Source organism: Eoetvoesiella sp., from assembly GCF_035555955.1.
In the GTDB taxonomy this organism is placed as follows: domain Bacteria; phylum Pseudomonadota; class Gammaproteobacteria; order Burkholderiales; family Burkholderiaceae_B; genus Eoetvoesia.
Map to the genome: position 1 here is coordinate 54,051 of NZ_DATMGA010000027.1, position 22,489 is coordinate 76,539.

Genomic DNA, 22,489 nt, shown 5'->3' on the forward strand with positions numbered 1-22,489 from the left:
ATTTGGCCGGCCCGGGAAGAAGCTATTTTTTTTTGTCGTCGCCGCCATCGGGCAGGTAGATTTCGGCGGTGCCCGGCCGAATGCAGCGCACGTATTCGCGCGTGGCGTCGATGCAGCCGCCGTTTACGTACACGCCGGCGGGTTCGCGCAGCCGCAGCATTTCCTTGAGAATGCGCTCGATCTCGGCGGGGCTGGTCAACGACTGGCGCACGCGGTCGTCGACGATGTTGTCGTCGACCTGCAGCTTGCCGTTCTTGCCCATGAAGGTGGCGTGGCGCCAATGGTAAAGCTCGACGCACTTGGTGGTGAGGTTGAAAGGCTGGTCGCGCTTCCAGAAATTGGTGAACAGACCATCGCCCATGTAAATGACCCACGACCCCTCGTAGCCTTCGGCATTGGAGGAGGGCTCGTCGGGGTTGCGGAACCACACACGGTCGCCCGGCACGTAGTAGCGCATGGGCAGGGGCTCGTTGAGGGTGCCGTATTCTTTCAGGAAAGCATCGTGGAACGGGCCGGACATGATGGCGCGGGTTTCCCATTGATGCTGCAACTGGCTCAGCAGCTTGGGGTTGCTGCGCGCCAGCTCTTGCGCCAGGCCCAGCAACAACACGTATTCGGTTGCCCGGTAGCACGAGAACGAATACAGCTTGCCCGACGCATCGGGCTGGGTGGCGGCCTGGAGCGCCGCGATGATGGGCTTGCCGGGATTCAGGATGAAGCCCGTGGCTTCCGAGTAGCTCCAGTATTCGGTGGGGCGTTCGGCTTCTTCGGTGTCAAAGGCCAGCGCCGTCTTGCGCGCGTTCTGAACGATGTTGCGGCGTACGCGCACGGCTGATTCGAGCTCTTCGATGTTGGGATAGGAAAACGCCACGGGCCCGAGCAGCATGGCCAGGACGATTTCACGATCGAGGTCGTCGGACTTGTTGACGACGTCGAGCCCCAGCTTGCGGCACAGCATGGTGCTGTCGTACTGGGGCGCCCAGTCGTGGGCGAAGGCTTCGCTGAGGCGATAGCGAATGACGTGGCCGCCCGGCCCCTTGTGCCGGGAGACGACCACGTAGGGATCCAGCCCCAGTTCATGCAGGTACTCAAGCCCGCTTTCCTGCGCAGCATCCAGCCGCGCCGCCCTGCCATGCAGTTCGATTCCACCCACACCCAATTGAATTGGATGAATTGCTTCCGTCATAGTGACTCGCTAAAAATTACGAATGCCCCCACGCTGCACCGCCAACGCGGCCGGGCCGCCCTCAAGGCAAAAAACAAAACCCCGATACGCAATAGCATACCGGGGTTTTGCTTACAGAAAAACCATGGAATGCCCGAAGGAAGCCGACTGAAACATTCCTGGCGCGCCGGAGACGGCGCAATGCAGCGGGGCGCGCGGCCCACGCTCCTAGCGCAGGCCGTCCTTGCCCACCACGTCTTTTTCCTGCAGGCCGCCGACGCGGGCGTGGATGCGGCCGCCGGTTGCCATGGCCAGACCGAACACGATCTCGTCGCGCCGCGGGCCGTCCCAGATGGTCAGCTCGGCCGCGCCGAAGTGGCTGCGCACATAGGCGGCGTGAATATGCGCCAGCGGAATAATGAGCCGCGTACCGACCGTGCCGATGCTTTTGGCCGAAGGCACGATGGCCTTGGGGTCGCCCAGCAGTTCGCGCATGGCCCAGCCGCCGGCTTCATGCCAGACCGCGCCGTGCTCCAGTTCGCCGTCTTCGCCCACCAGCGCGGCCTTGCCGTATGCCTGCACGTTGGCCGCACCGCCCAGGGCCTGCACCGCGTTCGTGGCCAGTTCTTTGCCCAGTTGCCGCAGTTCGGCCATGAAAGGCAGGAGGTCCTGCTCGTAGCGCCCCGCATAGGGGTTCTTGACAATGGCGCTTGCCACGGCCACCCGCAGCGGCGTTTCCAGCCGGGGGCCGCCTTCATGCCAACTTTCTTCCACATCCAGCTTGTACTTGCGCACATTGACGAGCGACATTGAAATCTCCTGAATAGACTATGGGTGCGGGCGGCCTTTGCGCCCCGGCCCCGAACGCCGGGCCATGTCGAAGGCCTATGCCGGACACGCCTGCGGTACACCGCAGCGCAAGCGCCGAACTTGTCCAAGCACATTGCCGACAGCGCAGTATACAAAGATTGTCCCGCTTATTTTGTGCAAATAAAATTTTTTATGCACAAAAATTATTTTACCCCTATAATCCGGCCAAGGGGAAATGCCGCGGCACCATCCATCCATTCTTATATCCGGAGAAGACCATGAAACTGATTTCCTACCACCGCGACGGCAAGGCTTGTTTTGGCGCCGTCGTCGACGACGGCGTCATCGAACTGAGCGGCCGCGTCGCCGCGCCCGACCTGGCAAGCCTCGTCGCCGACGCGCAGCAACTGCAGCAGGCCCAGGACATCGTCGCCAAGGGTCAGCCCGATCGCAAGCTGGCCTCGGTGGATCTGGATCCCGTCATCCCCAACCCCCGCAAAGTGGTTTGCGTGGGCATCAATTACGTCAAGCACGCCGAAGAGGCCGGACGCAAGGTCGGTGACTACCCCGTCATCTTCCAGCGCTATTCGGAAACCGTGCTGGCCCACGGCAAACCTCTGCTGCGCCCCAAGGCATCCACCCACTTCGACTTCGAGGCGGAACTGGCCGTGGTCATCGGCAAGGGCGGTTCGCACATCGACCCGGCCAACGCCATGGAACACGTTGCGGGCTACACCTGCTTCAACGACGCCAGCGTGCGCGACTGGCAGTTCCACACCCACCAATACGGCATGGGCAAGAACTTCCGCGCGACCGGCGCCGTCGGCCCCTGGCTGGTCACCGCCGATGAAATCCCCGAATACCGCAACCTGACCATCCAGGGCGTGCTGAACGGCCAGGTCATGCAGGAAGGCAAGCTGTCGGAACTGGCCTTCGATGTTCCCGCGCTTATCGCCTACATCTCGCAAGCCCTGCCGTGGCACCCGGGCGACATCCTGGCCACCGGCACGCCCAGCGGCATCGGCTTCAAGCGCACGCCGCCCGTCTTCCTGAAAGACGGCGACACCTTCGACGTCGTCGTTCCCGGGGTCGGTACGCTGTCCAACCCCGTCGTCGACGAAACCTGACCCATCACCACGACAACGGCGCAAAGCCCTTGCAAAAAGGGTCGCGCCGGGAGACAAGCATGTCCAAACTGCCTCAAATCAACTTCACGCACACCGGGATCTTCTGCGCCGACCTGCCCATGATGGTCGATTACTACTGCCAGAAAATCGGCTTTGTCGTCAGCGACGAAGGCGTCGCCTCCACCGGGCACCGCCTGTTCTTCCTGACCCAGAATCCCGAAATCCACCACCAACTGGTGCTGTTCGAGGGCAAGCCCGCCAACCTGCCCTTCAATCCCATCAACCAGTTGTCATTCCTGCTCAACTCGCTGGACGACCTGCGGCTTTTCTACAAAAAAGCCGTCGAGTTCAAGTTCAACGACATCGATCAGGTCGATCACGGCAACGCTTGGTCCATGTATTTCAGGGATCCTGAGGGCAACCCGCTGGAAATGTACGTCGATACGCCTTTCTACACCCATCAGCCGTGCCGCGAACCGCTGGATCTTACACAGTCCAGCGAACAAATCATCGCCACGACCAAGGCCATGTGCCAGCGCCGCCCCGACTTCATGACTCGCGACGAATGGATGCGGGCCACCCGCGAACGCATCGAGCGCCTGCGCGCCTGAACGCACACAAGACGTAAGACGTCGGTGCGCACACATCTGGCGGGCATTGGCAGCCGGAACTGCCGGCACGGCCGCCATTGAGCATTCAACAAGCGGGGCTTGGGCTGGAACCGCCAATGGAAGGGGTTGCCCTCCCAGACTTTGGGACGAATTTTTATGGATTTCGATCTGGTCATTGTAGGCTTGGGGCCCGTGGGCGCCGTCGCCGCCAACCTGGCGGGCCAGCGCGGCCTGAAGGTCCTGGCGCTGGACAAGCAAACGGAAATCTACGACAAGCCACGCGCGTTCGGCCTGGATCACGAAATCATGCGGATCCTGGGCAATATCGGCGTGGCCGGCGACATTGCCCGGCACGTCATGCCTTATCGAACCAGCGAATACCACACAAGCGGCTCGCGCGTGCTCAAGCGCATCGTGGCGGCCAGCCCGCCGTTGCCGCTGGGCTGGGAAGCCAACTATGTATTCTCCCAGCCCGCCCTGGAAGCCGCGCTGCGCAAGAAAGCGCTGTCGCTGCCCAGCGTGCGGATCGAGCTTGGCACGCAAGCCGTCGCCACCAGCCCCATCCCGGACGGCCAGCAGCTCACGCTGCGCAATGCCCAGGGCGCCGAGCGCCGCGTCTCCGCCCGCTACGTCCTGGCCTGCGATGGTGGGTCCAGCACCCTGCGTTCAATGCTGGGCCTCGACATGGAAGACCTGCTGTTCGACGAACCTTGGCTGGTGGTCGACATCATGGTCGAGCCGCATGCGCTGGATAGCCTGCCCCAGACCAACATCCAGTATTGCGAAACGGCCAGGCCATGCACCTACATCGTCGGGCCGGGCCGCCACAGGCGCTGGGAATTCATGATCAACGAAGGCGAAGCACCCGAAGCCCTGGCCCAGCCCGGCGCCGTCGAAAAGCTGCTGGCCCGCTGGCTCGCGCCGCAGGACTACCGATTCTGGCGCTCCGCCGCCTACCGTTTCCACGCGCTGGTACTGCGGCAATGGCGCCGCGACCAGGTTTTCTTCCTGGGCGATGCCGCCCACATGACGCCGCCCTTCATGGCCCAGGGCATGTGCCAGGGCGTGCGCGACGCCGCCAATCTTGTGTGGAAGCTGGATATGCTCATCAAGGGCCTTGCCGCCCCCGAACTGCTCGATTCCTACCAGGAAGAACGGCTGCCCCACGTGCGCCACACCACGCTGGTCACCAAAGAACTGGGCCGGGTCATCTGCGAACGCGACCCCGCCAAGGCCGCCGAGCGCGACGAACGCATGCTGGCCGATATGAAGGCGCACCCCGAGCCCACCGTACGGCAATCCCTGATTCCCGGGCTTTCGGGCGGCTTCATCGCCGCGCCGGACCTGGCTTGCGCCCAAGGCGAGTTGTTCCCGCAACCCTTCGTCCATGACGCCCAGGGCAAAGCGGGCTTGCTGGACGAATTCACCGGCGCCTCGTTCCGCCTGGCCGTCGCCCACGACATCGATCTTTCCGCGCTGCGACCCGCCGTCGAGGACTGGCGGCAGGCTACCTCGCTGCCGCTGGCCCTGGTAAGACTCGTCAATGGCATGCAGTCCGAATCGCCGTGCGAAGCCTGCGATTTCCAGGAAAGAGACGGCGTATTGCAGCGCTGGATGGCCGGCCACGGCTGCAGGATCGCGCTGGTGCGGCCCGACCATTATGTATTCGGCGCCTGCGTCGCCAGCGAACAGGCCGTGGCGCTGCTGGACGATTTGCGGCATAGACTGGCGTCGGGCTCGTCGCACCCGCAGCCTGGCGAACCCACGGCGCAGGCGCGGAAACAAGCCGAAATTCCGCCCGAATAATTTGCAGTAAGTCACGTTTTACGCATAAAATCGCTTCATCTTCCCTTCAGGACTTCAGCGATGGATAACTTCCTGGCCGAACCGGCGTCAGGTGCGCCCTTGATCGAAGTCGCCCTCACCCGCATGAAACGCGCCATTATCTGCGGCGAACTCGAACCGGGCGCCAAGCTCAAGGTGGAAACCCTGTCCAAATCCTACGGACTCAGCAGCTCGCCCATACGCGAAGCGCTGAACCGGCTGGCCCAGGACGGCATCGTCACGGCCAGCGACAACAAAGGCTTCCGGGTCGCTCCCATCTCCGTCGAAGACTTCCAGGAGATTTCGCGCCTGCGCATCCTGCTTGAATGCGAAGCGCTGTCCGACGCCATGACCTATGGCGACGACACCTGGGAAGGCGACATACTGGCGTCCTTCCATCGGCTCAGCGCCGCCGAAAAACGCCTTGAAACCGGTCCCGTGGCGCTGGACGACGATTGGTCCAGCCGGCACAAGGCCTTCCATTTTGCCTTGTTCTCGGCCTGTCCTTCACCCTTGCTGCTGGGCTTCATCAATTCGCTGTTCGACCGGGCCGAACGCTACCGCCGGTTCTCCGCGCAGCACCGGCAGGTTGCCCGCAATAAAAACAACGAACATCAACTGCTGATGAAGGCCGTGCTAAGCGGCGACAAGGCCAAGGCCACGGCCATGCTGCGCCAGCATATCGAGCAGACCCAGGGCAATGTTCGCCAGGCGCTCGAACGCCAGGCCGCAACCCTGCAGTAGCCGGCTCCGGCGCCCGGCCTCTCGGCCGCCGCGGGCTCCGGCCCGCAAGCCTGCCGGTTCACGCCGATCGTCCAGGCCGGCCGCAAGGCCCTAGGCCTTCTTCACATAGCCGTTGCACCAGCCATGTATCGAGACCTCTTTGCCCGCGAACAGCGGACAGGGGCCCCAATCGGCCGTACCGCCCTGGTAGAACTGGCAATTGCCGCAGTGCTCGCCCGCCGCGTATTTTGTGTATTTGGCCTTGTCGACCGTCGTGGCATCGTGGGTATAGCCCAGTGCCTTGGCCGCGGGATCGTTCTCATCGAGCTTGGCCGCTTGCGCAAAGCCCTGCCGCGCAAGAGCAAGCGAAGAAGCAGCGCCCAGGCTGGTTAACAAGAACGTGCGTCGAGACGATTTCATGATGACTCCTTAACGTAATGCCGGCTTCACGCCGGACAAACCAGGACTGCCCAATGCAGTCCTCGATATGGCGGTCGAAGCCAGGTACACGTAAGGAAAATAGCGCAGATGGCGCCAACCGTCGTTTTCAGGGGCAGCTTTGCCCTGCCGGAGACTGCCGCCCCGGCCAGGCTAGGACCCGCCTAGAAAAACATGGTACTGCACATTGCGGCATAAAGCAGGCCGGCACAGCCTATTGCACGAACTCGTTGGTGAATACGTCGCTGGCCTTGAGCTTGTTGCGGATGATGTTGTTATGCAGGTAGAAGTCCTGCAGGGCGTTGACCCTGTCGGCGTTGAATTCGCCCAGCACCTTCTGGCCCGGATACACGTTTTTCGCGTAGTACTCCATGACCTGCTTGACGAGCGCTTCGCGCCCTTTGTAGGAGGGCACCGCCTTGATATATTCGGCCGCGGCTTCGTCGGGGTTTGCCTGCACCTGGGCCAGCGACTTGAGCGTGGCGCTCACGAATTTGCGGATCACCTCGGGGTGGCTCTTGATGTAGTCGTCGGAAGCCATGATGGCCTGCGCCATGCCGGGGAAGAAGTCGCCGGTGGATTCCCACTTGAGCTTGGCGCCAGCCTCTTCGGCAAAGGCCCCCATTTCAGGCGCACCCACCAGGCCGTCGGCCTTGCCCAGCGCGACCTGCTGCCAGATGCCGGTGGGGCCGGCGGCCTGGACATGCACGTCGTTCTGAGTAAGGCCGCCCTTGGCCAGAATGGCCAGCGTGGCATAGAAGGATGTGTCCTGGTACGCCATGACGGTAAGCGTTTTGCCCTTCAGGTCGGCAGGTTTGTCGATATGGCGGTCTTCGCGGGTCATGAGCTGGTGCAGGGCATGGCCGCCAAGCAGCGCGACGCCTTTGACGGGGATGCCGTTCTGGCGAAGGATGATGGGGGTATCGCCCAAGGCGCCGCCCAACTGCCCATTGCCCGCGCCCAGTTGCTTGCCCACGTCGGCGCCGCCCTTGACGGTTACGAACCTAACCGAAAGCCCTTCCTTTTCGTACAGATGCTTGCTTTGCGCCAGCATGAAGGGCGCGAATGCAATGGCCTGCGCCGGCGCTGGCAGCAGATACGTAATTTCGGTAAGCGGCTTGTCCTGCGCATTGGCCGCGCCTGCCGGCAACGCCATGGCCAGGCCCAGCGCCGCGGCGCCCGCCCCCTTTTGAACTGCCTTGATTGCGTCGAACATGAAAGTCTTCCTCTCGATAGTTATAGAAAAATGCCGACCGCCTGCCACAGGAAAACCCGGGACAGTCGGGTGTGCATCCATACCGGGTGAACTCTCACCCATAATTCACTTGAAAGCGAATTATAAATGTATAAAATCGTAAAGGTCTATCAGTAGTAATCAGTAGTAGCTCCAGCGCGCCGCGCAAACGGCATGCCGGCCTGGCCACCCCCGGATCCTGCCCCACACAAGCTTATGAACGCATCATGAACGCCACCGCCAAGAAAACCAGGCCGCGAGCCAAGGGCCGCCCTGATGCCGTGGATGGTGTCGGCCGGGAAGCCCTGCTGCAAGCCACCATAGAAGAACTTCGCAGCACCTCGCCCGAAGCCCTGACGCTTGCCGGAGTTGCAGCGCGCGCCGGCGTGCATCCCGCCCTTATTCGCTATTATTTCGGCGACAAGAACGGCCTTCTGCAAAACGCGGTGCAGGTGCTGGTGGAACAAGGCCAGGAGGCGGCCCGCTCCAAGATAGAAAGCAACGCCCCTCTGGCCGAAAAACTGACTGACAGGCTAAGCAGCATGATCGCCCTCATCCAGGCCAATCCGCACTTCCACCGCCTGGTTCTGGACAAGGTCTATGGCCAGACGGGCGTGGCCGCCAAAGAGCAACTGCTAAGCCGTATCACCAGCCGGGGCATGCGGCTTACCATCGCCATGCTGCACGACAGTTCCGGCGCGCCCGCGCGCCCCGTGGATCCGCGCTTCCTGCACGTCGCCATCATCGGCCTGACCGAATTCTTCGTGCCCGCCAAGCCCCTGCTGCAGGAGCTGTTCGGGGCGGATGCCGACATGGAAGACCTGAAGGCCCGCTACATACATTTTCTCAGCGACCTGCTTCTGCACGGCCTGCTCGAAACCCCTGCCCCCGCTCCCACCGCACGCAAGCCCGCGGCACGCAAGGAAAAACGCGGCGAGCCTCCGCAAGACTGATCCTGCGCGTCGCCATGCATTGACATCCGGCTCTCGAATCGGCAATAATTCATTCTATCGTGAATTAATTTTAGCCATCCGGCCGGGACACTGAACATCATGCTGAAGAACTATTGGTATGCCGCCTGTACCAGCGAAATGCTGGCTGCCCAGCCGCTGGGGCGCATCATCTGCAACGAGCCGGTCGTCATATTCCGGCAACAAGATGGAACGGCCTCGATCCTGCGCAATGTGTGTCCGCACCGGCAGGCGCCGCTTTCCATGGGAAGCGTGCACGGCGGCGTGCTGCGCTGCGCCTACCACGGCATGGAGTTCGACGCGGGCGGGCATTGCGTGCATATTCCTTCGCAAGACGTCATTCCCCCCAAAGCCCACATCAAGAGCTATCCCACATGCGAACGCTACGGCTTCGTATGGATATGGCCCGGCGATCCCGAGCTGGCTCTGGATGCCGAACCGCCCGCCATGCCGTGGCGCGAAGACAAAGGCTGGAACACCGAAATCATCCAGTATTTCCACGTCAAGGGCTCTCATCTGCTCATGAACGACAACCTGCTGGATCTTTCGCATGTGGCGTTCCTGCATGCCAACTCCATCGGCTTCGACTCCAAGCGCCTGGACAACGACCCGCTGGAGGTCACAGTGCAGGACAACTACGTCAGCACGCGGCGCGTGTTCAAGAACACCATCCAGGCGCCCGCCCACAAAGCCTGGCGCGAACTGGCCGAGCCCATCGACCGCACGCAGCTGGCCGAATGGCACCCGCCATGCACCATCAACATCCTGGCTCGCAACGAAAACGCCCACGACCAGGTGGACTTGCGCGCCGACCACCTCATCACCCCCGAAACCGGCACCACACACCACTATTACGTGGCCATGTCGCGCAATTTCCGCATCGACGACGCAGAGCTTACAAGCAAGCTGGACGCCGATGCGCGCCGCGTCCATAACGAAGACCTGGAAATCGCCGAAGCGCAGCAAAACATGAAACAATGGACCAACGGCGCGCCCGACATGGCCCTGAAGGCCGACAAGGCCGTCAACGCTTCGCACCGCATCCTGGAGCGCCTTGAAAAAGCCGAGGCGCAGCGCACCGCCTGATACCCGCCCGCCAGGCCGCCTTTCCAGCGCTTACCGGAAAAACGGCCCGGCCGAGGCAAAAGCCGCTCCGCCGCAACGCCCGCAAGCCATCGACCACCAACGCCAAACAGCCACCATGTCTCAAATCCGTTCCGTCCTGATCGTCGGCGCCGGCATCGCCGGATGCTCCACCGCCATAACCCTGGCCAACCTGGGCATCAACGTAACCCTGATCGAAAAACAGGAAGAATGGCGCTTCCAGAGTTCGGGCATCTTCGTCTACAGCAACGGCCTGGCGGCCCTGCGCGACGTGGGCGTGCTGGAGCAGATACTGGAGTCGGGCTTTGCCGTCAAGGACGGCAAGAACGAATACTTCGACCATAAAGGCGAGCCCATCGTCGACGTCTACTACCCATCGATCAGCGCGGGCGTGCCGCCCATCGTGGGCATCAAGCGCGCCGAGATGCATCGCATCCTGGCCGGACGCCTGCAGCAACAGCAGGTTGCCATACGCCTCGGCACGACGCTGGCCAGCCTGGATCCGGGATCGCAAACCGCGGCCGCCCGTGCTGTGCTTTCCGACGGCACGGCCGGCGAGTACGACCTGATCCTGGGCGCCGACGGCGTGCGCTCGCAGGTGCGCGGCTTCATCTATCCCGGCATTGCGCCGCGCAAGACCGGCTTCGGAATCTGGCGCAGCGTGCACGACCGGCCGCAAGACCTGGACGTGAAGATCATGATGATGGGCACGCGCAAGCGCCTGGGCATCATGCCGATCAGCCACGACAAGCTGTACATCTTCGGCACCATTGCCGAACCCGAGGACGCCTGGTATCCGCCGGAACAATGGCCCGAGCTCATGCGAGCCAAGTTCGCCGAGTTCGGCGCGCCCGTGCGTCAGTTCCTGGACCAGCTTTCGCACGACTCCGAGATCCTGTACACCGCGGTCGACGAAGTCGCCGCGCCGCTGCCTTGGCATAAAGAACGGGTCCTGCTGATCGGCGATTCGGCGCACGCCTCCACCCCTTTCATGGGCCAGGGCGGCGCCATGGCCATCGAGGACGCCGTCGTCCTGGCCCGCATGCTTTCCGCGCCGGGCAAGCTGCACGACACCCTGCGCCAGTTCGGCGAACGCCGCATGCCCATGTGCCGGTTCGTGCAGGACGCATCGCGGCAGGTGGGCGAGGCGGGCGCCCGCGAGCACCCCGATGGCGCGGCGGCCCGCAACCAGGCCATGCGCGAGAACTCGCAAAAACACGTCGACGACTTCTACCGCAAGCTGGAGAGCCTGCGCGGCTGAATGCATGGGCCGGCGGGCTGACGCCCATGGACGGAGGAACGGGGATATCTGCCACAGCGAATCGGGGCTCATGCGACTCATCGCATATTCCAGTCAGTTAAACTGGTTGCTGTCCAGTTAACTATTTGTACTGCGTCCATCGTCCCGCAATGAAGCGAAACCCTTCTTCCAAGCAGCCGCGCCGCACCCCGCTGAAAGCCTACACGCTCAGCGAGACCATCTTCCACGAAGTGCGCAACCGGCTGCAGCGCGGCGAAATCGGCGCCGACGACCGGATACTGGATTACGAGATCGCGCAGGAATACAACTGCACCCGCATGCCCGTGCGGCAAGCCCTGCTTCGCCTGGCCAGCGAAGGCTATCTGCTGGGCACGACGCGCGGCTTCGTCCTGCCCACGCTGACCACCGAAGACATCTACGAAGTCTTCGAAATGCGGCGGCTGCTGGAGCCCCACGCGGCGTCCAGCGTCATCGGCCTGCTCGACAACGACCAGCACATGGCGCTGACCCTTGCCTATCACCAGGCGCGGCGCGCCGCCGAAAAGCACGACTCGCAAATGATGACGGACGCCAACATCGCCTTCCGCTCCATATGGATCGGCGCCGTGCAGAACAAGCGCCTGCGGGAAACCATCCAGCGCTTCGCCGATCACGCGCAGCTGGTGCGCTCGGCCACGCTGTTCGATCCGGCCACGCAGACCCTGGTCGTAGAAGGCCTGAAACGCATTCTGGACGGCTTCGTGGAAAGAAACGGCGACAGCGTGCACAGCGCCATGCTGGCATTCGTGCAGCACGCCCAGCAGCAATACATACTGCTGGCGCAGGCGGCCGCGCGGGCCACCTGAGAACACGGCGCGCATCGAGAAAGTCACGCCACCATCAATATGTATCGACAGCCCCTAAACGGCCACGGGCCACGGCTTGCCGGGATCCCCGCTGGGCACCGCGGCAAGCAGGCGGCGCGTATACTCGTGCCGCGGCCGCAGGAACACCTCGTCCACCGGGCCTTGCTCGACCGCCCGGCCTTCGTACATGACCACCACCCGCTGGCATAAATACCGCACCACAGCCAGGTCGTGCGAAATAAGCACCACCGCAATGCCGTATCGGGCGGCCAATTCCTTGAGCAGATTGAGTATCTGGGCCTGCACCGACATGTCCAGGCCGGAAACGATTTCGTCGGCCACCAGCAGTTTGGGCGCCAGAAACACCCCTCGGCCGATATTGACGCGCTGCTTCTGCCCGCCCGACATTTCAGAGGGATAGCGCCCCAGCATGCTTGGCGGCAGGCGGATGTCGCCCATCAGCTCCGCTACCTTGCCTTCCAGTTGCGCGGCCATTTCGTGGCGGGCCCTGGGGGGCAGCGCCTCGAAGCCTTGCGTAAGCAGCCGGAATACCGACCGCCTGGGATTGAGCGCGGAATGCGGATCCTGGAAGATGATTTGCACCGTCCGGCGCAATTGCTCGAGCGCTTCGCCCCGGGCACCGATGACGGAAATGCCGTCCACGTCGATGGCGCCCTCGCACTCGCCGTGCATGCCGACAATCGACCGCGCGATGGAGCTCTTGCCGCTGCCGCTCTCTCCCACGATGCCCACGCATTCGCCCCGGTACACCTCGAACGAGACATCGTCCAGCGCCTTGTTGGCGCGGCTTCCCCAGGAGAAGAGGCCGCCGCTGGATCGATAAGTCAAGGACAGGTTACGCACGCGAAGCAACGGGGAGTCATCGGCCTGGCCGGCGCGCTGTTCACCATGGCCCTGCGTGTCGGCGGCAACGGACCCCGCCGCATCGCCGAGCGGCACGCCGACCTTCAGGCAGCGCACGGCGCGGCCCCCATCCATTTGCTGCAGCTCGATGCGCCTCTGGCCGCAACGCGCATCACCGATGCCGCAGCGTTCCTGGAAGCGGCACCCGGCAATGACGGCCAGGTCGCCCAGCCCCGGCATGAATCCTTCCAAGGTCGGCAGGCGTTTGGCTTCTCCGGCCAGCTTGGGCGTGGAGCCGCTTAACGATTGCGTATACGGATGCAGGGGCTGGGCCAGTATCGTGCGGGCATCGCCGCTTTCCACGACCTCGCCGGCGTACAGCACCACCATCTCGTCGCACACGTGCGACGCCATGACCAGGTCGTGGGTAATCAGGATGATCGAGGTGCCGTTGGCCTTCTGCCGGCGCGCCAATATGCGCATCACATTGGCCTGGGTCACGACGTCCAGCGCCGTCGTGGGTTCGTCGGCCACGATCAGGGCGGGCTCGGCGGCAAACGCCATCGCAATCAACACCCGCTGGCACTGGCCCCCCGACAACTGATGCGGATAGCGCTGGAGGATTTCGGCAGGCTGGGGCAACTCCATTTCCTCCAGACGGCGCAGCATTTCGGCATGCCGGCGGGGCCTGGCCATGCCGATGATTTCCAGCTGTTCGGCAAAGGACTCGCCGATGGTCATCAGCGGATTCAAGGCGGTCAGGGGCTCCTGGGGAATGAACACCAGCTTTCTGCCCAGCAAGGCGGCGCGCTGGGCGGGCGGCATGCCGGTGAGCTCGGTATCGCCCAAGAAAATATGCCCTTGCGTAATGCGGAACCCTTCGGGCAGCAGGCCGGCGATAAGGCGGCCCACCATGCTTTTGCCCGCGCCCGACTCGCCGACCAGGCCGAGGATCCTGCCTTGCGGAACCGTAAACGAAATATCGCGCAGCAAATCGACCTGGCCGGAGGCCCGCCGCGCCGACAACGAGACGTGTTCGAAACGGATCATCCTTGTTCCTTCTCGCGTTCACGCAATGCCGGGTCCAGCGACTCGCGCAGGCCGTCGCCCAATGCGTTGCAGCCCAGCACCAGCAGGAATATGCAGAACACCGGCGTCAGCATGCCCCACGGCGCCTCGTGCAGGTAGTCCCTGGAGTCGGCGATCATCACCCCCCAGGCCACCGTTCCGGCCGACACGGATAAACCCACAAAGCTCAGGATGGCCTCGACGATCACGGCCACGCCCATTTCCAGCGTGAACAGCGTGATGATCAGCGGCCCCACCGCCGGCAGGATTTCCCGCCACATGGTCTTCCAGTGTCCGAAGCCCAGAAGGCGTGCGGCCGCCACGTACTGGCGTCTCCGGACCACGATGACGTCCGAGCGCACCACGCGGCAAAAGCGCGTCCAATCGACCAGCACGATGGCCAGAATGACATTGACGACCCCGGTGCCGAGGCCCACCATCAGCACCAGGGACAGCACCACGGGCGGGAACGACATCCACAAATCGACCACATAGCCGATGATGCGATCCACCCAGCCGCCGAAATACCCGGCCAGCATCGCCATGACGACACCCAGCAGCATGGCGCCGGTGGCGGCCGACACCGCCACCACGATGGCGACCCGAGTGCCATAGATGGCCCGCGACAAAATGCACTGCCCAAGGCCGTCGGTGCCCAACGGGAAGTCGAGATTGCCGTTGGCGCTCCACATGGGCGGCAGCAGCATGTTCAGAAGGTCTTGCGCATCGGGCTTGTGCGGCGCCAGCCAGGGAGCGGCGCACGCCACGAACACGGCGAACAGCACGAGGCACAGGCCCACCCAGGCTTTGGGCGACAGGCTCTGCAATGCCCGCAACACGGCGTTCTTTCTGGGAAGGCCCTGCGGCCCGGCGACACCCTGCTCCATCAATGGTCCCTCAATAGCGGATTCAGCACGACATACAAGGTGTCCACCACGGCGTTGATCAGCACCATCAGCACCCCGAACACAATGGTGACGCCCTGGATGAGCGGCAGATCGTTGCTTTTGACGGCGCTGACCATCAGGCTGCCTATGCCTGGAAACGAAAATATGATTTCGATCAGCAGCGCCGAGCCGAACAAGAAGCCGAACTGCACGCCTATCATGGTAATGGTGGGCAGCAGCGCGTTTTTCTGGATATACCGCAGCAGGATCCTCCTGGCAGGAACGCCGCGCAGCCTGGCCACCATGACATAGGGCTCCCGGGAGGCTTCGATCAGGCAAGAGCGCAGCACCCGCACCACCAAAGGGCAAAAACCCAGGGCCAGGGCACAGGCCGGCAGCACCATGTGCGCCAGCGCATCCCGGAACGCCGGGCCGTTGTGCAGCAACAGAGTGTCCAGCAACATGAAGCCGGTTATCGTGGGCAAATGGTAGTCGGGACCGATTTGCCCGCTGAACGGCAGAACAGGAAAGAACACGCCGAACAAGGCAATGAACAGCAGCCCCCATAGAAAGGCCGGAATGGATTGCATGACGACCACGATCGTATCGGGCACCACCCCCCAGCGCTTGCCGTACAGGGAATACGCAAACAGCGCCAACGGAAAACTGATGACCAGCGCGATGCACAGCGCCACCAGCACCAGTTCCAGCGTTACCGGCAGGGCTTTGGCAATCAGCAGCACCACCGATTGTTGATACAGGAAGGAATGCCCAAGGTCGCCGCCAAGGGCTTTTTCGAGCCAGATGTAGAACTGCACGTACAGCGGCTTGTCGAGCCCAAGCGCCGCGCTTAGAGCCTGGGCTTCCGCCCTTGTGGCCGAGGGCGGAAGCATCATGCCCAACGGGTCGGAGGGCAAGGCCCGCAATACGACGAAGACCACCAGCGACAGCAATACAAGAATGGGAATTCCCGCCAGCAGGCGCTGCAGCAATACGGTCAGTGGCGTTCGAAGCATGCCTTGGCACCCGTCAGAACTTGCGAGGAAAATCGGGGCGGCGCCGGTGCTCGACACACCGGCGGGAAAGCCGCTGGACTACTTCTTCCATGAATACAGCCTGGGAGAAATATAGCCATTGCCCTGCAAAGGCACGTTGCAGCGCGAATCATGGGCCAGGGTGTCCACCCCTTGCAGCAGCGGGATGACCCAGGACTTCTCGGATGCCTCTTTGAGCAGTTCGCGATAGCCGGCGATACGCTTGGCCTCGTCCACCTCGCTGAAAAGGTGGTCGATGCGCGGCCCCAGCGAAGCATCGCGCCACATCGAAAAGCGCAGACGCGGATCCAAAATGCGCCCGGCGCCATTGTCGGGATCGCCGGTGGCATTGGCCCAGTTGTACAGCATGAGGCCCGTCATTTTTTGATTGTGGCTTTGCTCCATGGCCTTGGCCGCCGTGGTGACCTCGACCGCGGCGTCGATGCCCACCTTCTTCCACATGGAAGCCAGCACGCGCGCCATGTCGTAGTCGTTGGGGAAGGTGCCGTTGGTGGTGAACAGGGTGATCTTCACCGGGTTCTTGAGGCTGTACCCTTCTTTTTCCAGCAACTGCATGGCCAATTTCTGGTTGTACGGGAAAACATAGTCGTCGACGTGGGCGGGCGAATTCTTGATGGCGACCACGGACAGCGGCACCGCCTTGCCGGCGTACAGCGCCCTGGACAATGCGCTTTTATCGATGGCCAGGTGCAGGGCCTTGCGCACATTGTCGTTCTCGAACGGCTTGACGTAACTGGGCACCTTGACCATGTACATGGTGGAGATGGGGTAGATTTCGCTGGTGATGCCGGGCGTCTTGCCCAGCCTTTGCGCTTCGCGTATGGGCAGGCCGGTGGCCAGCGTGGCGCGCTTGGACTCGACCAGGGCAACCCGCGACGACGCTTCGGGGGTAAACAAAAAGACCACGTTCTTGATGGCGGGCTTTTTTCCCCAATAGCCGTCGTAGGCCTCGAGCACCAGGCGCGAGCCGCGCTGGTACTGGACGATGCGGTACGGCCCGGCGCCTATAGGCTTGGCCAGAAAGCCGTCCATGCCCACCTTTTTGATGTACTGGCTGGGCAGGATGAACGCGGCCAGAAAGCCCAGGAAGATCGGCGCGGTGGGCGTGGGCTTGCTGTACACCAGCACCGCCTGGGTGGGCGAGCTGATCTCGACGTCCTTCAGGGTGGGAAACATGCCGCGGATGGCCAGCTTGGCGTCCTGGGCCGGATGCTCGAGCAGGCTCCACTTGACATCGTCCATGGTCAGTTTGCTGCCATCGTGGAACGTGATGCCCTCGTGCAGGGTAATGGCCAGGCGCTGCTTGGTGCTGTCCTGCCATTCCCATTTGGAGATCTGCATGGGCTCGAGCTTGAGATCCGGCGAATAGCGCAGCGGCGTGTCGAACACGGTGGCGTAGATGGACTGGGCGCTGGGCAGGGTAAGCGCAGTGGGATCCCAGGAAGGCACGTCGTTGGGATACGAAATGATCAGTGTGTCCTGATCCGCGCCCTGGGCCAGCAGTTCGCGCATCGGCAGCATGGAGGCGGCCAACGCGGCGGCCCCTCCGGCCAGGAAAGACCGGCGGCCGGCCTTGATTTTGTCTTGCATACAACCCTCCATGACTCAATGGTGTTTCCCGGACGGAGCGAGGCATCGCCCTGTTTGGAAAGCGGTTGGGAAGAACAATCTTTTTTCAACTACTTTATAGAACGAAAACCACCCTGTCGATATACCAAAGAATTTTGCCTTGGGGCGGCCCGGCGGCAAAAGATGCCCCCACGCTGCGCAGGCAGTTGCCTGCTTGCTGCCCCCCAAGGGGGCGTTTTTTGCCTTGGGGCGGCCCGGCGGCAAAAAAATCCCCTCCTCAGGCCGGTACGCCGGCGCGTATGCCGGCCTGCTCCAGCAAGGGCAGCACGCGTTCGCAAAAGAAGGGCAGTTCCTGGCTGTAGTTCACGAACGTCAGGGCGCTGCCCTCGAACCCCGCCTGGCGCATGCGCACCAGTTCTCCGGCGATCTGCTCGGGCGTGCCCACCAAGGGGTAAGTGCCCGTGCCCGCGGCAAAGCGCTGCCGGTACTTGCGGTAGGCGATTTCGTCGTGGCTGCGGCTGAAGGCCTGCTTCTGGCGCATCATGTAGTCGACGGCGCCGGTATCCTCTTGCTCGACCGAATAGTATTGGTAGTAGTCCCGCGCTTCCTTCTCGGTTTCGCGGCACACCACGTGGGCCACGGTATAAACCCCCATTTCGCGCCCCGCAAGCGTTGCCCGCTGCTGCATGTCGGCGATCTGGGCCTTGCCCGCCTCGATGTCGGTGAACGTCGTGAACAGGAAATCGCAATGGCGCGCGGCGAAGTCGCGGCCCGGGGGGCCGAACGCCGCATTCATGGTCACCGGCCTGGGCCGCTGCACCGACGAGGGGCTGGTCACGGCATGGTGCAGGGTGTAGTACTGGCCTTCGAAATCCAGCGGGGCGTCGGCGTTGTACAGCTTGAACAAGATATCGGCCCACTCGGCGGCCTGGTCGTAAGGGCGCTCGACCAGCTTGCCGCCGAACATGGCGAACTCGTCCGGGTTCCAGCCGCACACAATATTCAGCCCCGCCCGGCCATGGCTGATGTGATCCACGGTGGCCAGGGCCTTGGCCGCGTACAGCGGGTGCACCAGCGGCACGTGCACGGTCATGAACAAGGCGATCCGGCTGGTGGCGGCGGCCAGGCCCGCCGCGAACGTGAAGGTTTCGAAAGAATGCTCGCGCGCCTTGGTCTCGCCCCCGAACCCCTTCCAGCGCGCAATCGGAAGAACGAAGTCAATCCCGGCCCGATCCGCGATCTGCGCGGCGTCCAGAATATCGTCCCAGCCCGCCTTCCAGCGTTCGGGCACCTTGGTCAGCGCCGACCCTCCGTCGGCGTTGGACGAAAAGATTCCCAGCTTGAAGGTATCTGGTTTCAACATTGGATTCATGGAACTCATCGCCGCATCCTCGAATTGAAAAACATCGTATCCAGCCGCACAAGACAAATACCGTGCTCGGCCAGTTTCAGCCAGGCTTGCCCGCAAGCGGGCCGGCGCCGCCGAACACGCAATCGGTGCGCATGGCCTCGTGGGTATTGGTCTGGCCGATTTGCGGCAGGGAAAGGTAGTCGGCCCGCATCTCGGCGCGTATGGGAGACTGCAGCGCCGCCTGCAGGTCGGCCACGCTGTCGAACACGACCTTGTTGCGCTGGATGGCGGCCCCCTTGGGCAGATCCAGCCCGCTAAGCCAGTCCAGCCGCGTGTAGATCTCGACCTGGCGCACGCCGGGCATGCGGCCCATAAGGGGAACATGCCCGGCCATGTATTCGGACAGCCACTGGTCATGATCCTGCCCCGATCCGTAATAGGCGACCAGATACGTGCAAACCGCCGAGTCCGCCCCGCCCCCGGCAGCCGGCGCCTGGCCGGCAACGGGCACGGCGCGGACCACCATGGCCTGCTGGCTTTTGGCCTGCACGGGGCCCAATGAAGCCTCCAGGCCCGCCAGCAAGCCGGACAGTCCGGCCTGCCGCGCGCACGCTGCCTCCAGGCTGAACAGGCCGTCGAAGTAGAACTGCAGCACGTACTCGGCCGGCGGCTCCGGCTCGTGGCTCAGGAAGGGATCGTCGACCCGCCCGGGTTGATGCAGCAGGACTTTGCGCAGGCCTTGGACTTGCGGCAAGCTCCGGCCCCAGTCGGGCGGCAGCGCCAAAAAGCCATCGAGACGGCTCTTCAACCTATACGTTATGAACAGCGAAATCACGTCTTCCCCTTGTCGGCGCCGGGCCGACGATGCAAGGCATAAACTGCTTTCATTTACTGAATTCAGTTTATGTTTCACTTATTGATGCGTCAATCCAGATGTTTTCCCATGCAGCAGCAAAAACCAGATTCTCTTTGTTTATCAAAATACTGCTTCCATCCTGCCGTTTACCCTAGGGCCTGTTAACACTTATTAAGGAGCCGCGAAGGGTTGGGTCTTGAACCGGCCCTAATGGCTTCATTCAGGAATCCGCCAAAAAAACAGAATTCAGTAAAAAGAGGTTCCAATGACTTCATCCGGGAATAGTTTGCCCCGGTTCAGGATATTGCGCGGATCCAGGGCCTGCTTGATGGCGCCCATGGCGTCCAGGTCGGCACGGCTGCGCGTGCGCCCCAGCTCCTGCCGTTTCTTCAGGCCTATGCCGTGCTCGGCTGAAACCGAGCCGCCGTACTCGCCGACCAGCCCGTAAACCATTGCCTCGACCTGGGCCGCGACGGCATCCGTTGCGCCCGGCACGTCGACGATAAGGTGCAGGTTGCCATCACCTAGATGCCCGTACACCAGCGCCGTACTGGCCGGCCAGTTGGCGCGCAGGCGGTCGGCGCAAGTCTGGGCCGCAACGCCTATGTCGCGGATCGAAAAGCTGACGTCGAAGGCGATCAGCCCGGGCATCAAGCGCGGAAACTCGGCCGGCGCATCGCGCACGCCCCAGAACGCCAGCGCATCGCGGGCCGTTGCCGCCACGGCGGCATCCTCAATAATGCCCTGCGCCAGGCAGTCCTCCAGCAATTGCTCGAAATCTTCCTGGTGCCGGCGCCCGCCCCCCGTGCTTTCCAGCAGCACGTAATAACGGTGGGGGCCGGCCAGCGGCGGCTTGACGCTAGGCACCTTGGCCATCACGTAGTCGTAGTAGCCCGGCCACATGACTTCGAACGCCGACACCCCGCCGGGCAGGCATTGCTGGGCGCGCCGCAACAGCGCAGTAACCGAGTCGTAGCCGGCCAGGCCGCAGAAGGCGGTCGCCGCCGCGCCGGGCAGGGCGCGCAGGCGCAACACCGCGCGGGTGATCACCCCCAGCGTTCCCTCGCTGCCGATGAGCAGGTTTTTCAGATCGAGCCCGGTGTTGTTCTTGACCATCTTGCGCAAGCCGCCGACGACGCGGCCGTCGGCCAGCACCGCTTCCAGATCCAGAACCTGTTCGCGCGCCATGCCGTACTTGATGACGCGATTGCCGCCGGCGTTGGTGCCCAGATTGCCGCCTATGGTGCAAGACCCTCGCGCTCCGAGATCCAGCGCGAACATCAGGCCCAGGTCCTGGGCCCGTTCCTGAACCGCCTGCAGCGTCACGCCGGCCTGAACCGTCATGGTTCCGGAGGCCTCATCGACCTCTTCGATGGCGTTCATTCTTTCCAGGCTCAGGGCGACATCGCCCTCTTGCGTGCAGGCCCCGCCGGCAAGACCGCTGAGGCCGCCCTGCACCACCACCGGCTGGCGGTAGCGATGGCAGACAGCCAGTGCCTGCGACACCTGTTGAGTGCTGCGGGGACGCAGCAACGCCAGAGGCGCCGCCGCGGGCAGGCCGCTCCAGTCCGCATGGCGGCGCTGCGCAAGATCGTCGCCGGCCAACACGCCATCCGCCCCCAGGACGTCCCGAAGGCTTTGCAATACGGCTTCGTTCGGCATGAGCGGCTGCGGCCTCATGCGCGGACTCCCTGTGTCGCCTGCATGAAACCGGCCTTGGCTACGTCGGCGTCGCTGGCGCAAACCGCCAGCTTATAGCCCTTGCCGAAGGCGTCCCGCGCCGCTCCCATCGTGCCGGTGTAGATTCCGCAGGGCATGCCCCGCTGTTGCGCTGCCTCGAAAACGCGCCGGCAATCGCGCTCGAGCACCTCCGGGTCGTTCGTGCCGCGCGACAGGGCCAGATCGCCTGTTCCGATGAACAAATAATCGATTCCGGGCACCGCCGCAATGGCTTCGATATTCTCCACGCCTTGCACTGTCTCGATCATGACACCCACCGCCACGTGTCCCCCCGCTTCCAGCATGGCCTCGATGCCTGCCAGCAAAGGGCGCACCCCGCCCGCCGAGCGAACCCCCGCCGGCGGATAGCGGCCGGCCATCACGGCGCGGAGCGCCTCGTCGGCGGTCTCGACCAAGGGGACAAGCACGGACGAGGCGCCGGAATCCAGCGCCTGGCCTATATGGTGCGGCGTATTGGCGGCACAGCGCGCAATGACGGGCACATGCCGCCCCGCCATTCCCACCGCGGCTTCCAGGCTATGACGGTCCCACAAGCCATGCTGAAGGTCGAGCACAATTGCGCCGGGGCGGGCATGGGCGGCAAATTCGGCCAGTGCCGCGCTGCCCAGCGCCAGCCAGATCAGATCGACCGGATCCCCGCCCGCGAGCAAAGGTTTAAATGGGATGAAGAGCATCTGCTTTCCGTACTGTTGACCCGGGAACAAGATTGGCAAGAACCACCCCGCCCCTGGCCGAATGCCGCACGCGCCGGGCCGTGGCGCTCGCATGCCGCGGTGCTTTCCAAAAAACTGAATTCAGAATAATGCTATTGCCACAAAAACTGGCTGTCAATCCATAAAATCCTGGAAAATATCAATTTCCGCGTATGAAATACTGGTATTTACCCTTATCTTCATCTTAAATAGCAATAAACGGCAGAGCCATTACTTGCTATTCATCAAAAATAATATATTGTATATTTCAAGAATACTGTCTTGGCCTCGCTT

20 protein-coding genes are annotated in these 22,489 nt (G+C 63.0%); 8 read left to right on the forward strand and 12 right to left on the reverse strand.

Translation table 11 applies throughout. The annotated features are described in order from the left end of the window. Positions 1-22: 22 nt before the first annotated feature. A complete protein-coding gene (locus VNT00_RS07705; protein ID WP_325586124.1) occupies positions 23-1,186 on the reverse strand; it encodes a TGL-type protein-glutamine gamma-glutamyltransferase in 1,164 nt (387 codons plus the stop codon). A gap of 207 nt (positions 1,187-1,393) precedes the next feature. After that, on the reverse strand, positions 1,394-1,975 hold the full coding sequence (locus VNT00_RS07710; protein ID WP_325586126.1) for an amino acid synthesis family protein: 582 nt from the start codon (positions 1,973-1,975) through the stop codon (positions 1,394-1,396). Positions 1,976-2,253: 278 nt separating this feature from the next. Here VNT00_RS07710 and VNT00_RS07715 point away from each other — a divergent pair, with 278 nt between their 5' ends. From VNT00_RS07715 to VNT00_RS07730, 4 genes are all read left to right on the forward strand, one after another. Continuing rightward, positions 2,254-3,102: a fumarylacetoacetate hydrolase family protein gene (locus VNT00_RS07715; protein ID WP_325586128.1), complete on the forward strand. Its 849-nt coding sequence runs from the start codon at positions 2,254-2,256 to the stop codon at positions 3,100-3,102. Between the two features lie 59 nt (positions 3,103-3,161). Further along, positions 3,162-3,713, forward strand: coding sequence for a VOC family protein (locus VNT00_RS07720; protein ID WP_325586130.1), 552 nt, complete (start codon positions 3,162-3,164; stop codon positions 3,711-3,713). Between the two features lie 156 nt (positions 3,714-3,869). After that, complete coding sequence (locus tag VNT00_RS07725; RefSeq protein WP_325586132.1) at positions 3,870-5,519, forward strand: bifunctional 3-(3-hydroxy-phenyl)propionate/3-hydroxycinnamic acid hydroxylase; 1,650 nt, start codon at positions 3,870-3,872, stop codon at positions 5,517-5,519. Positions 5,520-5,579: 60 nt separating this feature from the next. Then, entirely contained in the window at positions 5,580-6,281 is a 702-nt protein-coding gene (locus VNT00_RS07730; RefSeq protein WP_325586134.1) for a GntR family transcriptional regulator, read from the forward strand. Positions 6,282-6,371: 90 nt separating this feature from the next. On the opposite strand, the gene VNT00_RS07735 is transcribed toward VNT00_RS07730, so the two are convergent. Both VNT00_RS07735 and VNT00_RS07740 read right to left on the reverse strand, forming a co-directional pair. Next, positions 6,372-6,680, reverse strand: a complete 309-nt coding sequence (locus tag VNT00_RS07735; RefSeq protein ID WP_325586136.1) for a high-potential iron-sulfur protein — start codon at positions 6,678-6,680, stop codon at positions 6,372-6,374. A 232-nt stretch (positions 6,681-6,912) separates the two neighbouring features. After that, entirely contained in the window at positions 6,913-7,914 is a 1,002-nt protein-coding gene (locus VNT00_RS07740; protein WP_325586138.1) for an ABC transporter substrate-binding protein, read from the reverse strand. A gap of 245 nt (positions 7,915-8,159) precedes the next feature. On the opposite strand from VNT00_RS07740, the gene VNT00_RS07745 reads away from it, so the two are divergent. The 4 genes from VNT00_RS07745 to VNT00_RS07760 all read left to right on the forward strand — a co-directional run bounded on the left by VNT00_RS07745 (position 8,160) and on the right by VNT00_RS07760 (position 12,113). Continuing rightward, positions 8,160-8,885 (forward strand): TetR/AcrR family transcriptional regulator, encoded by a 726-nt coding sequence (locus VNT00_RS07745; protein WP_325586140.1) that lies wholly within the window; start codon positions 8,160-8,162, stop codon positions 8,883-8,885. Between the two features lie 99 nt (positions 8,886-8,984). Next, positions 8,985-9,989, forward strand: a complete 1,005-nt coding sequence (locus VNT00_RS07750) for an aromatic ring-hydroxylating dioxygenase subunit alpha (protein WP_325586142.1) — start codon at positions 8,985-8,987, stop codon at positions 9,987-9,989. Positions 9,990-10,104: 115 nt separating this feature from the next. Beyond that, positions 10,105-11,268, forward strand: coding sequence for an FAD-dependent oxidoreductase (locus tag VNT00_RS07755; RefSeq protein WP_325586144.1), 1,164 nt, complete (start codon positions 10,105-10,107; stop codon positions 11,266-11,268). 149 nt (positions 11,269-11,417) lie between these two features. Further along, the gene (locus VNT00_RS07760; RefSeq protein ID WP_325586146.1) at positions 11,418-12,113 is read left to right on the forward strand and encodes a GntR family transcriptional regulator; all 696 of its coding nucleotides are present in this window, start codon (positions 11,418-11,420) and stop codon (positions 12,111-12,113) included. Positions 12,114-12,167: 54 nt separating this feature from the next. On the opposite strand, the gene VNT00_RS07765 is transcribed toward VNT00_RS07760, so the two are convergent. The 8 genes from VNT00_RS07765 to VNT00_RS07800 all read right to left on the reverse strand — a co-directional run bounded on the left by VNT00_RS07765 (position 12,168) and on the right by VNT00_RS07800 (position 22,177). Continuing rightward, a complete protein-coding gene (locus VNT00_RS07765) occupies positions 12,168-14,027 on the reverse strand; it encodes an ABC transporter ATP-binding protein (RefSeq protein WP_325586147.1) in 1,860 nt (619 codons plus the stop codon). Next, the gene (locus VNT00_RS07770; RefSeq protein WP_325586148.1) at positions 14,024-14,932 is read right to left on the reverse strand and encodes an ABC transporter permease; all 909 of its coding nucleotides are present in this window, start codon (positions 14,930-14,932) and stop codon (positions 14,024-14,026) included. The genes VNT00_RS07765 and VNT00_RS07770 overlap by 4 nt, the downstream gene beginning before the upstream one ends. Beyond that, positions 14,932-15,948, reverse strand: coding sequence for an ABC transporter permease (locus VNT00_RS07775; protein WP_325586150.1), 1,017 nt, complete (start codon positions 15,946-15,948; stop codon positions 14,932-14,934). The genes VNT00_RS07770 and VNT00_RS07775 overlap by 1 nt, the downstream gene beginning before the upstream one ends. A 78-nt stretch (positions 15,949-16,026) precedes the next feature. Beyond that, complete coding sequence (locus tag VNT00_RS07780) at positions 16,027-17,577, reverse strand: ABC transporter substrate-binding protein (RefSeq protein WP_325586152.1); 1,551 nt, start codon at positions 17,575-17,577, stop codon at positions 16,027-16,029. A gap of 256 nt (positions 17,578-17,833) precedes the next feature. Continuing rightward, positions 17,834-18,928, reverse strand: a complete 1,095-nt coding sequence (locus tag VNT00_RS07785) for an LLM class flavin-dependent oxidoreductase (RefSeq protein ID WP_325586154.1) — start codon at positions 18,926-18,928, stop codon at positions 17,834-17,836. A 76-nt stretch (positions 18,929-19,004) separates the two neighbouring features. Further along, positions 19,005-19,661, reverse strand: coding sequence for an EthD family reductase (locus VNT00_RS07790; RefSeq protein WP_325586156.1), 657 nt, complete (start codon positions 19,659-19,661; stop codon positions 19,005-19,007). Between the two features lie 348 nt (positions 19,662-20,009). Then, positions 20,010-21,425, reverse strand: coding sequence for an FAD-binding oxidoreductase (locus tag VNT00_RS07795; RefSeq protein ID WP_325586158.1), 1,416 nt, complete (start codon positions 21,423-21,425; stop codon positions 20,010-20,012). Between the two features lie 14 nt (positions 21,426-21,439). Further along, positions 21,440-22,177 carry an HpcH/HpaI aldolase family protein gene (locus VNT00_RS07800; RefSeq protein ID WP_325586160.1) on the reverse strand — a complete coding sequence of 246 codons (738 nt, stop codon included), beginning with the start codon at positions 22,175-22,177 and terminating at the stop codon, positions 21,440-21,442. Between the last annotated feature and the right edge of the window lie 312 nt (positions 22,178-22,489).